Genomic DNA, 12539 nt, shown 5'->3' on the forward strand with positions numbered 1-12539 from the left:
GCGTACGCCGACGAGGTCGGCTGCGTCGCCACGTGCCGTGCGTGCAGCGGGACCGCTTCGACTACGGCGAGTGGCTGCATGCGACGCACCGGGAGGCCCGGATCGGGGCGCGGCAGCTGCCCGAAGCCGAGCGGCCGGTGTTCCACCCCGAGCCCGGCGGCCTGTTGGCCTGGGGCTGCACGCGGGGAAGCGACGTTCTGTTCTGGGACACCTCGGCCTCCGCCGACCCCGACCAGTGGACCGTGGTGGTGCAGCACTCGGGTGCGGTGCCGGGCAGTGGCCTGCTGCGGTGGCACCGGTACGACCTGACGCTCACCGACGATCTGCGGCACACGGTCCGTGACACCTGGGAGCTCCCTTCACCACCCGGCCCGCTGCTGGGCCCGCTGCCGGGCGCCGTCGCGCGGACCGCCCTTCTTCCCGATGCCGAGGCGTGGACCCCGCCCGCACCGGTCCCGCCCCGGCTCACCGATGCCGAGCGTCGTATCGCGCTGGAGACCGGCACCGGGCTGGACGGGCTGCGGCTGCTGTCACCGCCGCCCGAGCGGCCGTACCTCGGCGACGGCTCCTGGGAAGGGCTGTTCGCCGAGCTGGGCATCCGGCTGCCCGGGGAGTACATGCGGCTGATGGTCGAGTACGGCGCCGGCATCTGGAGCGGGTGGCTGCGCTTCCACACCCCGCTCCGGACCGGCGAGCGGCGCTTCACGCACGTCGAGGACACCGTGGACGCCTACCGGCAGCTCAAGGACGGCCACCCGCGCTGGTACCCGCTGGCAGTTTGGCCCGAGCCCGGCGACTTCCTCCCCTTCGCCAACTCCCTCGACGGCGACCACCTCGGCTGGCTCACCGAGGGCGGGGATCCCGACGCATGGCCGCTGATCGTCTGGCCCCGCCACGCGGACCAGGGACCGCCACTCGACGGCGGTCTGATCGATACCCTCCTCGCCTGGCAGCGCGGCACGCTCGTCAGCCATGGGTTCGCCGCCCTGGACGAGGACGACGACCCTGTCGAGTTCGCGGACTTCGAGCCCTGGGACGACAGCGCCTACTGGTGAGCCCTCGGCCGGAGATCGACCGGCTCGGTTTCGGACAGCACGTGCAAGTGTCACGGGTCACCAGGCGCCACCGCAGCGGCGGGTACGCCTCACTGGTCCCGGAGCCGGGCAAGGAGTCCCCATAACCCCGGCGAAGGTGCCGGGCACTGCGGGACGAGTCGCAGTACGGCGCCGGGGCCTCCGTGCACCGGCCGGATGATCCGGTCCCCGGAGCACGCTGTGCCCGGCCGTCGCTCAGAGCCCCTGAGCGGCTCGGAGACGGTCGACCTGACGCAGGACGGGCGTCTCGGAGACGCGCGGGTACGGTTCCACCCCCGCCGCCGAAAGGTCGGTGATGCACACGCCGACCCGGGCGACGATGCGGTCGATGACTTCGGCGGGGCCGGTGGAGCCCGCATCGGTCATGGTCATCCGGATGCGTAGGGTGTCCTCCGGGAAGCCCGCCGTGTCGAGGTCCTCGTACCGGATCGTCACCGTGCGGCCGTCCTCCTCCACCGAGGGACAGCCCGCGAGTGCCGTGCGCAGCCGGCCGAAGACCGTCGCGGCGTCGGTCCCCGCATAGGAGGCCAGGCCGCCGACCGTTGGGCTTCCCGGCTCCTCGCTGTCGAAGGTCTGGGAGATGGCGGCGTGGGCGCCCCGCTGGCGGAGCAGGCCCCACATGGCGGTACAGGGGACCGACAGGTCGGCCGGGGGCAGCGGCCTCACCTCGCCCGCGGTCAGGCTGTAGATGCTGCCCCCGTCCTCCGCGACCCCGGCTGTCTCGCCCGGTTGCAGGGCCAGTTCCATCAGTCGCGCGGTGTCCGGTACCCCGCCCGCCGCCCCCGGCGCCGGCAGCGCAGCGGTGGGCGCCGGCTTCGAGGGAGCCGGCGCGGCGGACGTGCGCGTGCCGTCCGCCGAGCGGTCGGCACTGCCGGGTGCGGGGGTGCCTGCGCAGGCGGAGAGCAGCAGGCAGCCGGCGGTGACCAGTGAGGCGGAGAAGAGGAGACGGTACTCGGACACGCGAAAACCCCCGGAGCGCAAGCGGACCTGAACGGTCCGCCCCGCACTCTAACCAGCGCTTCCTGTCTTCCCCTCCCCGGGGAGGGGAAGACAGGAAGGGGCCATCCAGGAGGCAAGCACCGCAGCGACACCTGGACCAAGAGGGCCCCTACCGACGGTTGATCGACTCAGGGCAGGACCTTCCGGACGGACAGCCACGCCAGGGCCAGCTCATGCAGTGGGCCGGGCCGCAGATGGTGCTGAAGCCGCCCGAACGGAGCCGTGACGTTCTTGACACGGCGCAGGTATCCGATCTGCTCAATCGGCTGATCCTGCCACCGAACGCTCAGGTCACGGGCCTGCTGCGGCGTCAGAACCACCGCATTCACGATGCCCGAGGCGATGGCGTCAGCGTCCCAGTCGGCGTCATCGGGGTCTGGGCCGAACTCCTCGATCATCCGCGTCCGGAGCCAGAAGTTCTGCGCGGCCATTCGTGCCTGATCCCACGGGCCGTCTCCATGCATGCGGGTGTTGACCTGCAACGACAGCTTCGCCCACTGCTTCCGCAAGCCTGCAGGCAAACGGCGGTCCTCCGCACGGGACAGCGCAACGACCCGGATCTGCTCCATCTCCTGGACATCGGCACCAGCACGATCCGCCCACTCACGGACCTCCTCGATGGAGTTCCGCGGCCATCCGCCAGTGCGCGCTGTGCTTTCCATGCACGAAGGATCCATCACGCCTCAAATGCAGCCGGCCGCACCGGCCATCGCCACATCGCCCGTCCACACACATCGCACTCCACGGGCGGATCCTCACACGCCTCCGCGCGTGGCCCCAACGCGCCGACACCGCTCTTTGAGTACCCCGCGCGCAGTCGGTCGCGCCCGAGGCGGTGGTGGGCGTTCCTCCTGACAGCTACGCGGTGGTGGCCTCGTCAGCGGCAAGGATCGTGCAGCATACGGGCGGCCGCCAGATGAAGGCGTCGCTGATCTCTTGCCTGAAGGGCTTCTCTTGCCACCGGTCGGTGATGTCGTGCCAGTAGGCGATGTTGGCCCAGCGGTCGGCGCCGGCCTTCTCCCGGTCGTACGTCAGCTCGAAGTCGTAGACCCGGCCACCGTCCGACAGGAGGACGCCGGTCTCGGTGCAGGGCCCGTCCGGGTAGAGGTGAACGAGAACGGAACGGTCGGGAGCGAGACCACGCTCGGCCATCAGTTCCCTGAGGCGCACCCAAAGGCCGGCCCGGTGCCTGCGGAGCAGCCGAGTGTCGTTCACATAGCTTCGCGAGCGCGGGTACGGATCGGGAGCCGACAGCGCGGCGACGGCCATTTCCGCGGCGACCGCCAAGATCGTCTGCTGTTCTGCAATAGACCGCAGGGCAGGCGACTTCTGCTTCTGGTAGCGACGGCCGCGACGAGGCGTCGCTCGGCGGAGTCGGCTGGGGGCCCTACGCGGCATGGGCCTTTCGGTTGGTCATACCCGAAGCCTGCCACACCGGTGTTGTTCACCGCGGACACACTGCCGACGGCCGTACCGTTGCCTGACACTCCCAACGCTGCACTCCTCTCGCCCGTTGACCGAACAGCCGGGAGGGCAGAGCCGCGACATCCTCCACCGGTCCTTTCCACGGCTCCTCGGCGGCCGCTGGGGTTGGTGGTCCGATTCGCACAGGAGGCGGCCGGAAACGGGCAGCCGAAGAGGTACCGGTCGACTGCGTCCGTGACATCACTTGGTCCCCACGCCCTTTGGGCCAGCGGGAAATGGACTCGCCGCCCCCGTCCGACGGCGGCCCAGGCTCATCCCGCTGGATACGTCTTTCCCGCAGGCGCTGTCAGGACCGGAGGCAGGCGGGCGTTCAGGGGCGGGAGGACCGCCGGCAGGGCTTCCCGGGATCGGCGTGGCCTGCGAGCGCGTTGACGGCGCGGTCCCCGCATTGGCCAGTGGCTGAACGTCATACTCCGGTGATGCGATTGCGGGGCCGATGACCACGAGAAGCGGAACGGCACCATGAGGCCGATCCGCCTCTCGTCCGACAACCCTTGAGGACTTCAGCATTCTCGAGCACACCAACCCCGAGGGCATCGACCCCGAGGGCATCGACCCCGAGGGCATCGACCCCGGCGACCGCATCGAGGCTCGCGAGGCCATCCTCGACGGCGCGCACCAGGGGACCGGGTTCGGGCCCTCCGAGACCCCGGAGGCGGCGAACGGCCTTGGACGCGCCTCCTCGCCCACCCGTGGGCGGAGCCGCACGCCTGTAAGCCCCACAGCACCCTGCGCCCCGGACGCGGCCTAGACTCGGGCGGTCCGCCGCGCCCTTCCGTGCCTCACCCGGCCCGGGGCGCGGAACTTCCGTACCTCGTATCCCTGGGGGCCGTCCGTGACCGTCGTCCACAGCTACCGCCAGCCCGGCACGGTCCTCACCGACCACCGGTTCTCCGTCCCCCTGGACCATGCGAGCCCGGACGGGGAGCGGATCGAGCTGTACGGCCGCGAGGTGGTCGCCACCGGCAAGGACCCGCAGACCCTGCCCTGGCTGCTGTACCTGGAGGGCGGCCCCGGCTGCGGCGCCCGCCGCTTCGTCGGCCGGCAGGCCTGGCTGGAGCGGGCCCTGCAGGACTACCGGGTGCTGCTGCTGGACCAGCGCGGCACCGGCCGGTCCACCCCGCTGAACCGGCAGACACTGCCCCTGCGCGGCACCCCCGCGCAGCAGGCCGAGCACCTCGCGCACTTCCGCGCCGACTCCATCGTGCGCGACGCCGAGGCGATCCGCCACGAGCTGACCGGCGGCGCGCCCTGGACCGTGCTCGGCCAGAGCTTCGGCGGCTTCTGCACGGTCCGGTACCTCTCCAGCGCTCCCGAGGGCCTCGCCGCCGCCCTGATCACCGGCGGCCTCCCGTCGCTGACCGCCACCGCCGACGAGGTCTACCGGGCCGCCTACCCGCGCATCGAGCGCAAGAACGCCGCCCACTACGCCCGTTACCCGATGGACGTCGAGCGGGCCCGCCGGATCGCCGCCCACCTCGCGGAGCGGCCGGCCGAACTCCCCGGCGGCCACGTCCTGACGGTCGAGGCCTTCCAGTCCCTCGGCATCCTCCTCGGCGGCGGCGACGGCAGCCACCAGCTCCACTACCTGCTGGAGGACGCCTTCGTCCCGACCCCCTCCAGACCGGCACTCTCCGACGCCTTCCTGGAAGGCACCCGCGCCCTCCTCTCCTTCGCCGGACACCCCCTCTACGCGCTGGTCCACGAGGCGATCTACGCCCAGGACCCGGCCGCCCCCACGGCCTGGGCCGCCGACCGCGTCCGGGCGGAGCACCCCCGCTTCGACGCCCGCAAGGCCCTCACGGGCGACGAGCCCCTGCTCTTCACCGGCGAGACCATCCACCCCTGGCACTTCACCACCGACCCGGCCCTCGCCCCGCTGCGCGAGACCGCCGACCTGCTGGCCGCCCGTACGGGCTGGCAGCCGCTCTACGACCCGGAGCGACTGGCGGCCAACGAGGTGCCGGTTGCCGCGGCGATCTACCACGACGACATGTACGTGGACGTGGAGGACTCGCTGCGCACGGCCCGCGCCATCCGGGGCCTGCGGACCTGGGTGACGGACGAGTTCGAGCACGACGGCCTGCGCGCGGGCGGCCCCCGCGTCTTGGAGCGCCTGCTGTCCCTCGTCCACGACGACGCCGTCTGACGGCGTCCACGCAGTTCAGAGGTGTGATGGGGCCTCGAAATAATCGTTCTCGCAGAAGTTGATCACGTGGTTAGGGTGGGTCCTCGTCCCTGAGAATCCGACCCAAGTGTGGAGCGTGCATGTCGAGAAGGATGTCGAGCGCCGTCTCGCTGGCCCTGGCCGGCGGACTGGCCGTGACCGGCGCGGCGGCAGGAGCGGCGCCGGTTGCGTTCGCCGCCCCGGCCGTCAGCGCCGCGGGGGCGGGGGAGACCCCCGTCGGCGCGCAGGCCTGGACGCGCGTGTCCAAGAAGAACCCGAACCGCTCCTACTGGAACGCCGCGGAGGACCTGCGCGTCGGCAACGAGGGCGGCGCCCAGGGGCTGTCCCGCGCCTACCTCCGCCTGGACACCACCGCGCTCAAGGGCGCCACGGTCTCCAGAGCGACCTTCAGGATCACCAACACGGGGGCCGCGTCCTGCACCGGCCGTCCCGTGGAGCTGTGGAGCGTCGGCGCCGTCTCCGCGCAGACCACGTGGAAGCTCCAGCCCGCCAAGGGCGTCCGGCTGGCCACGGTGACGGACGCCAAGGGCCGGGAGGGCTGTGCGTCGGGCGACCTCGAGTTCGACGCCACCGCGCTGGTGAAGGAGGCCGCGGCGGCGTCGCAGGCATCGGTCACCGTCGGCCTGTTCGCCTCCGACGAGTCCGACTCCTCGGCCTGGAAGCGCTTCGCCCCGGGGACCGCGCAACTGGAGACCACCATCGGCCGCCCCGTGCCGCCGGTGATCAGCTCCCCGGAGTTCCCCGACGCCTCGAACGGGGTCCCCGCCGGGACCGGGAAGGCACGCACACCGGGCAGGTTCACGTTCGGCACCGGCGGCGCCGGCAACATCGAGAAGATCGTGTACTGGTCGGACTTCGACCCGCGGGAGGTCACGGTGGCGCCGGGTGCCGACGCCGTGATCACCCCCGCCGGCTCCGGCCCCCACACGATCTACGCGTACAGCCTCGACAAGGCGGGGCGGCGCTCGGACCAGGCCGTCTACCGCTTCTGGGCCCTCGGCAACGGCGGGGTCCGCGACGCCGCCGGCGACCTGAACGGCGACGGTCTGCGCGACCTGTGGACCCTGGACCCCGACGGCAGGCTCCGCTTCTCGGCCGGCCGGGCCGACGGCACCTTCGCCGCGCCGGTCGACGCCGGCGCCTCCTTCGCCCCCGGCAGCCGCATCGCCGCCGGCGGCGACTGGGGCGAGGACGGTTACAACGACCTGCTGGTGCTCGAAACCGTCCCGGGACCGGGGGCCAAGCAGATCCGCGTATTCCCCAACAACGGCCTCGGCAGCGTCCGTCCGCACGACGGCATGGTCCTCAGCGCTCTTGAGAGCGACCCGGTGCAGGGCACCGACCACTGGTCCGACGCCCAGGACATCGCCGACGCGGGCGACTTGGGCGGGGACGGCGAACCCGACCTGCTGGTCAAGCAGGGCACGAAGCTCTGGGCGTACGCGGGCAGCCGCTCCGGCTACCTCGACATGAACGGTGCCCCGGTCCTCGTCGGCGACGGCGGCTGGGACGGCGTCTCGGTCCTGGTGCCGGGAGACACCGACGGCGACGGCGCCACCGACCTGTGGGTGCGCGACGACACCTCGGGCGACCTGTTCGCCGTGCGGGGGACGAAGGACGCCGCCGGTCGGTTCGACCCGACGGGCTGGGCTTCCGCGCAGCGCGTGAAGATCGGCTCGGGCCTCGGCCGGACCGCCTACCCGACGCTGGTCTCGGCCGGCGACTTCGACCGCGACGGCCTCGCCGACCTGGCCGCCGTCGGCGCCGACGGCAAGACCGTCTGGTTCCGTGCGGCCGCCGCCGGGATCGACGCGACGCCGCGGCCCGTCGGCTGACCTCACGTCAACCCGCCCGGCCGGCACCCGCGTTCAGTGGGGCCGGCCCGGCTCCGTGCGGGCCGGCACCTCCACGAAGGGGCGCGTCAGGTGGGCCGTGGCCAGCAGGGCAGCTCTCTCCGCCGCCCGCGCCAGCAGCCCCTCGCGGGAGGCGCGCGCGGCGGCCCGGTCGCGCTCGTGCGAGTACGGGACCGCCGGATTGGCCAGCTGCACCGCGTGCACCAGCACGTCACCGGTGACCAGCACGTCCCGGCCCGCCGGGCCCTGCTCGACCAGCACCGACTGGTGGCCGGGGGTGTGGCCCGGCGTCGGCAGCAGGGTGATGCCCGTCCCCAGCCGGTGCGTCCCGTCCACCTCGTGCAGCTGTCCGGTCTCCCGCAGCGGAGCCACCGTCCACTCCCACACCGGGTCGGCCCGGTCGAGGGCCTCGACCTCCGCCCGCTGTACGACGTGGCGCGCGGCGGGGAAGAACGGCTTCCCGCCGGGGCCCGAGGTCCAGCCCGCGTGGTCCTCGTGCAGGTGCGTCAGGACCACCGTCTCCACGTCGTCCGGCGCGATGCCGGCCGCCGCGAGGGCGTCGGGCAGCCGCCCGGGCACCGGCGCCCACCCGGCGGCGGGCCCGTCCGCGGGCCCGACCCCCGCGTCCACCAGCACCCACCGGCCCCCCGGCCGTGCGATCGCGAAACAGCGGAAGTCCAGTCGCCAGGCGCCACCGGGACCGGCGGCTCCCGGATCCAGCAGTGCCGCACGCGCCCAGTCGGCCTCGTCCGCTCCGGGGAACGCCGTACGGGCGGGCTCGAAGAAGGTCCCACCGGCATCGAGAAGGGCCACTACCAGCCCGTGACGGTCCATTCGCCTATTGTGCGACGCATGACCGAACAACGCGATCAGCAGGCTCCCTTGGAGCCCATGCCCACCGACTGGCAGCGCGCCCTCGCCGTCGTCGCCCACCCGGACGACCTGGAGTACGGGTGCGCGGCCGCCATCGCGGACTGGACGGACGGCGGCCGGGAGGTGGTCTACCTCCTGGCCACCCGCGGTGAGGCGGGCATCGACTCCCTCGCCCCCGCCGACTGCGCCCCGCTGCGCGAGGCGGAGCAGCGCGCGAGCGCCGCCGTGGTCGGAGTGTCCGCGGTGGAGTTCCTCGACCACCGCGACGGGATCGTCGAGTACGGTCTCGGCCTGCGCCGGGACATCGCGGCGGCCATCCGCCGGCACCGCCCCGAGCTGGTCATCACCCTCAACCACCGCGACACGTGGGGCGGGGAGCAGGGCGGCGGCTACTGGAACACCCCCGATCACAAGGCCGTCGGCCGGGCCACCCTGGACGCGGCCGCAGACGCGGGCAACCGGTGGATCTTCCCGGAGCTCATCTCCGAGCAGGGCCTGGAGCCGTGGAACGGGGTCCGCTGGGTGGCGGTGGCCGGAACCAGCACCCCCACGCACGCGGCCGACGCAGGTCCGGGCCTGGAGCGTTCGGTGCTGTCCCTGATGGAGCACAAGGCCTACATCGAGGCGCTGACCGACCAGGACCCCGAGGAGTACGTCCGTACCTTCCTCACCGGCAACGCCGAGCGGGTGGCGGCGCGGTTCGGCGGCCGCCCGGCGGTCGCGTTCGAGGTCTTCCCCCGCTGACCCTGCCACCCCTAACCTGACGACCCATCAAATATTGGCAGCCGTCGGGGCCGGGGGTGCGGGACAAGGTGATCGACACCATCTCCACGGAGATCGCGGAGGGCGAGGAGCGGATCCGCCTGGAGGTCGCGGACGGCGTCGCGGTCCTCACCCTCTGCCGCCCGGACAAACTCAACGGTTGGAGCTGGGAGTCCACCCGGCAGCTCGGTCTGCTCGCGGACCGGATCCGCTTCGCCCCCTCGGTGCGGGCCGTGCTGCTGCGGGCCGAGGGCCGGGCCTTCTGCGCGGGTATCGACGTGACCGCCCCGGGCGGCGGCATCACCGGCGGATCCGCCGCCGAACGCACCCGCAACTACTACGAGGGCATCCGCTGGGTCCACGAGCGCTTCGCGGTCCTCGCCCGGCTCCCGCAGCCGGTGGTGGCCGCCGTCCAGGGCTACTGCCTCGGCTTCGGTTTCGAGCTGGCCCTGATGGCCGACATCCGGGTGGCGGCGCGCGACGCCGTCTTCGCCCTCCCCGAGGCCCAGCTGGGCGTGGCGGTCGACGCGGGCGGCGATCTGCGGATCGCCCGCGAGGCGGGTGTGGGCTGGGCGAAGTTCCTGGCCCTGACGGGCCGCCGCATCGACGCGGCCACCGCCGAACGGCTGGGCCTGGTCCAACTCCTCGTCGAACCGGAGGAACTGGCGTCGGCCTCGCACGCCCTGGCGGCGGAGATCGCCGCCAACGCACCCCTCGCCGTCCAGGGCATCAAGCGCGCGGTCGACGCCTACGCCGACGCAGCCCTCCCCGCCGCCCTCGACCGGGTGGCGATGACCGCGGCCCTCACCCTCGCCTCGGACGACGCCCGCGAGGGCTACGGCGCCAAGGCGGAGCGCCGGCCGCCCCGCTTCACCGGGGGCTGACCGTCCGCGACCGCCACGCCCGTTCCGGCTCTACGTGCCGGCCGGAGGCGGAGCCGCCGGCCGGGGCTCGACCGGTCCGGCGGGGAAGGGCCCCCGCCCCAGCTGCTCGCGTACCGTGACCACCTCGGGGCTGACCACCGTCCGGCGCTGCCAGTTGGCCCCGTCGACGACCAGGGTGTGGCCGGTGACGAACCGGGCGTACGGCGAGGCCAGGAAGGTGGCGGCCCAGCCCAGTTCGCGCGGCACCCCGACCCGCAGCGCCGGCTGCCTGGCGTCCTTGGCGCCGGGCGCGGCACGCTCCAGGCCGCCGCGGATGTCCGCGGTCATGTCGGCGTGCGGGAACAGGCCCGGGACGAGCCCGTTGATCTGGATGCCGTACGGGCCCCACTCCACGGCGAGGGTTTCCACGAGGTTCTTCACCCCGGCCTTGGCCGCGGCGCTGTGGGCGAAGCCCGGGCCGCCCGTCCAGGCGTACGAGGCACCGATGTTGACGATCGAACCGGGGGTGCCCGCGGCGAGGTGGCGGCGGCCGAACTCGCGGGTCATGAACCACGTGCCGGACAGGGTGATGTCGACCACCGCCCGCCAGGCGTTCGGGGAGAGGTCCTCCGCCGGAGAGGGGAAGTTGGCGGCCGCGTTGTTGACCAGGACGTCCGGCAGCCCGAGCGCCGCCTGCGCCGCGTCGAAGACCTCCGCGACCCGCTCGGGGTCCCGGATGTCGCAGACGGCGGCGGTCACCCGGCCCGCGCCCGGTACGGCCGCCAGCTCGTCCTGCGCCGCCTTGAGCTGTTCGGAGCGCCGGCCCGCGATCAGCAGATCGGCGCCGAGCCGCGCGAACTCGATGGCCACGGCCTTGCCCAGCCCGGTGCCGCCGCCGGTCACGAGGACCACCTGCCCCGCGTACGTACCGGGGGGCAGGGCGGCGGCACCGAGCGGCGGCGGCGCGGGCAGGCCGCGCTGAGGGTTCTCCATGCGCCCATCGATAGCGCGCGGGCGCTCAGATCACCATCCCCGGGAGGCACCGTCCCGGCCGGCCCGGTCCCGCAAGGACGGCAGGGGCGGCATGCCCGCGGATCCGGCTCAGCTGCCCGGGTTGTACGCCTGCTGGGTCGCGCAGGTCCAGATCACCGGCTTGAGCTTGCCCTTCGCGTTCACGGCCGCCCCTCCGACCCGGTCGGCGTCCGACGCCGCGTCGGCCATGCTCGCCCCGCCCGCGGCCAGCCGCGGCAGGGCCTTGACCGGGCCGGAACCGGACCGCAGCAGCGCCTGGTCCGGCAGGGTCATCTCGTCCGGGTGGAACTTGGCCGTGCCCACGCTGAGGTTCGTGGTCGGGCTGATCGCCTCGAACGTGGCGTACGGGTGCGAGCTCAGACCCCCGGGCGAGGTTCCGGGGCCGCCGACCGGGGACTCCCAGACCCAGGTCCGGTACTCGTGCCACGGTCCGGACCAGTCGTAGCCGACGATCCGGCCGCTCTCGTCGAGGTCCTGGACGTAGCTGTCGTTCATCGTGGGATCCAGCAGCCGGGCGGCGCCGCCGTCGCCCGGCCACACCACCGGGCGGGTGCCCTCCAGGTGCGCGCCGGTCTCGGGGACCTCGTAGTCCTGCGTGGCCATGCCGAGGATGTCACCGTGGTTGTTGATGCCGGTGACCATCGTGATCCGGGTCCCCGGGCCGGCGTCGGCCGGGACGGGCAGTTCGCGGACCTTCTGGCCGTCCTTCCAGACGGCACCGGGCCCGCTGTCCGAGCGGGACACCACGTACCCGGCGTCGTTGACGTCGGCCTCGACGTCGTGGGCGTAGCCGTCCGGCAGCGGGGTGATCGCCGCGGCGCCCGCCTGGTAGGTGAACAGGGTGTGGACCCCGGAGCCGTGGAGGATGCCCACCATCAGGCCGTGCGCGTTGACGGCGATCACCCGGCCCGACGCGTTCGGGTCGGTCAGCGGGACCCGGTGCACCGTGGTGCCGGTCCAGTAGACGGGCTTGTGGCCCGAGACGCCGACGGCGAGGCCGTCCGTGCCGAAGTCGAAGACGCCCTGGCTCTGGTCGATGTCGCGTGTGTACGACTCGTCCCCGATCGAGCCCAGAACCTGGATCTTCGGCGTGCACTTCGCGCCGGTCGCCGCGGCGGCCGGGCCGGCCGCCGTGACCAGGCCCGCCAGAACGATGGCGGCTGCGGCCGCGGACGTGCTTCTTCTCATGTGATGGTCCCCCTGGACAGGTGCAGTTCCCCGTTGAGTCATGACACGTGCACGCCACATATTGCCTGATCATGTGGCGAATGTGGCCTGAAATGACGTGTGTTGTTTCGATCCGGACGGTGTCCGTGCCTGTCGGCGGTTCACAGGAGGGCAAGCGACCGCTTAGTATGCGCCCGGAGCGTGATTCCTCGACGGCGGCTGG

At 73.0% G+C, this 12539-nt stretch carries 11 protein-coding genes; 5 read left to right on the forward strand and 6 right to left on the reverse strand.

All coding sequences use genetic code 11. The features are described from left to right. The first annotated feature begins 32 nt into the window (after positions 1-32). The gene (locus E6U81_RS01320; RefSeq protein ID WP_240803557.1) at positions 33-1055 is read left to right on the forward strand and encodes an SMI1/KNR4 family protein; all 1023 of its coding nucleotides are present in this window, start codon (positions 33-35) and stop codon (positions 1053-1055) included. 234 nt (positions 1056-1289) lie between these two features. On the opposite strand, the gene E6U81_RS01325 is transcribed toward E6U81_RS01320, so the two are convergent. From E6U81_RS01325 to E6U81_RS01335, 3 genes are all read right to left on the reverse strand, one after another. Further along, positions 1290-2054 carry a hypothetical protein gene (locus E6U81_RS01325; protein WP_136228162.1) on the reverse strand — a complete coding sequence of 255 codons (765 nt, stop codon included), beginning with the start codon at positions 2052-2054 and terminating at the stop codon, positions 1290-1292. Between the two features lie 167 nt (positions 2055-2221). Then, a complete protein-coding gene (locus tag E6U81_RS01330) occupies positions 2222-2755 on the reverse strand; it encodes a hypothetical protein (RefSeq protein ID WP_136228163.1) in 534 nt (177 codons plus the stop codon). Between the two features lie 196 nt (positions 2756-2951). Beyond that, entirely contained in the window at positions 2952-3245 is a 294-nt protein-coding gene (locus E6U81_RS01335) for a hypothetical protein (RefSeq protein ID WP_136228164.1), read from the reverse strand. Between the two features lie 1168 nt (positions 3246-4413). On the opposite strand from E6U81_RS01335, the gene E6U81_RS01340 reads away from it, so the two are divergent. Both E6U81_RS01340 and E6U81_RS01345 read left to right on the forward strand, forming a co-directional pair. Next, positions 4414-5727 (forward strand): alpha/beta fold hydrolase, encoded by a 1314-nt coding sequence (locus tag E6U81_RS01340; protein ID WP_136228165.1) that lies wholly within the window; start codon positions 4414-4416, stop codon positions 5725-5727. A 119-nt stretch (positions 5728-5846) separates the two neighbouring features. Next, a complete protein-coding gene (locus E6U81_RS01345; protein ID WP_136228166.1) occupies positions 5847-7601 on the forward strand; it encodes a DNRLRE domain-containing protein in 1755 nt (584 codons plus the stop codon). 33 nt (positions 7602-7634) lie between these two features. On the opposite strand, the gene E6U81_RS01350 is transcribed toward E6U81_RS01345, so the two are convergent. Next, the gene (locus E6U81_RS01350) at positions 7635-8453 is read right to left on the reverse strand and encodes an MBL fold metallo-hydrolase (protein WP_136228167.1); all 819 of its coding nucleotides are present in this window, start codon (positions 8451-8453) and stop codon (positions 7635-7637) included. Between the two features lie 18 nt (positions 8454-8471). Between E6U81_RS01350 and E6U81_RS01355 the strand changes: the two genes are divergently transcribed. Beyond that, positions 8472-9236, forward strand: coding sequence for a PIG-L deacetylase family protein (locus tag E6U81_RS01355; RefSeq protein ID WP_136228168.1), 765 nt, complete (start codon positions 8472-8474; stop codon positions 9234-9236). A gap of 68 nt (positions 9237-9304) precedes the next feature. Further along, entirely contained in the window at positions 9305-10138 is an 834-nt protein-coding gene (locus tag E6U81_RS01360; protein WP_136228169.1) for an enoyl-CoA hydratase/isomerase family protein, read from the forward strand. A gap of 30 nt (positions 10139-10168) precedes the next feature. On the opposite strand, the gene E6U81_RS01365 is transcribed toward E6U81_RS01360, so the two are convergent. Both E6U81_RS01365 and E6U81_RS01370 read right to left on the reverse strand, forming a co-directional pair. Beyond that, positions 10169-11110 carry an SDR family oxidoreductase gene (locus tag E6U81_RS01365; RefSeq protein WP_136228170.1) on the reverse strand — a complete coding sequence of 314 codons (942 nt, stop codon included), beginning with the start codon at positions 11108-11110 and terminating at the stop codon, positions 10169-10171. Between the two features lie 108 nt (positions 11111-11218). Further along, the gene (locus E6U81_RS01370; RefSeq protein WP_136228171.1) at positions 11219-12337 is read right to left on the reverse strand and encodes a hypothetical protein; all 1119 of its coding nucleotides are present in this window, start codon (positions 12335-12337) and stop codon (positions 11219-11221) included. Positions 12338-12539: the final 202 nt, after the last annotated feature.

It is taken from the genome of Streptomyces sp. A0592, from assembly GCF_004795115.1.
Lineage (GTDB): Bacteria > Actinomycetota > Actinomycetes > Streptomycetales > Streptomycetaceae > Streptomyces > Streptomyces erythrochromogenes.

What these genes read in the sequence shown, in the direction of transcription:
- E6U81_RS01345 (WP_136228166.1), top strand. Translation starts at nt 5,847, where the DNA reads ATGTCGAGAAGGATGTCGAGCGCCGTCTCGCTGGCCCTGGCCGGCGGA.
- E6U81_RS01355 (WP_136228168.1), top strand. Translation starts at nt 8,472, where the DNA reads ATGACCGAACAACGCGATCAGCAGGCTCCCTTGGAGCCCATGCCCACC.
- E6U81_RS01370 (WP_136228171.1), bottom strand. Translation starts at nt 12,337, where the DNA reads ATGAGAAGAAGCACGTCCGCGGCCGCAGCCGCCATCGTTCTGGCGGGC.
- E6U81_RS01335 (WP_136228164.1), bottom strand. Translation starts at nt 3,245, where the DNA reads ATGGCCGAGCGTGGTCTCGCTCCCGACCGTTCCGTTCTCGTTCACCTC.
- E6U81_RS01350 (WP_136228167.1), bottom strand. Translation starts at nt 8,453, where the DNA reads ATGGACCGTCACGGGCTGGTAGTGGCCCTTCTCGATGCCGGTGGGACC.
- E6U81_RS01365 (WP_136228170.1), bottom strand. Translation starts at nt 11,110, where the DNA reads ATGGAGAACCCTCAGCGCGGCCTGCCCGCGCCGCCGCCGCTCGGTGCC.
- E6U81_RS01330 (WP_136228163.1), bottom strand. Translation starts at nt 2,755, where the DNA reads ATGGAAAGCACAGCGCGCACTGGCGGATGGCCGCGGAACTCCATCGAG.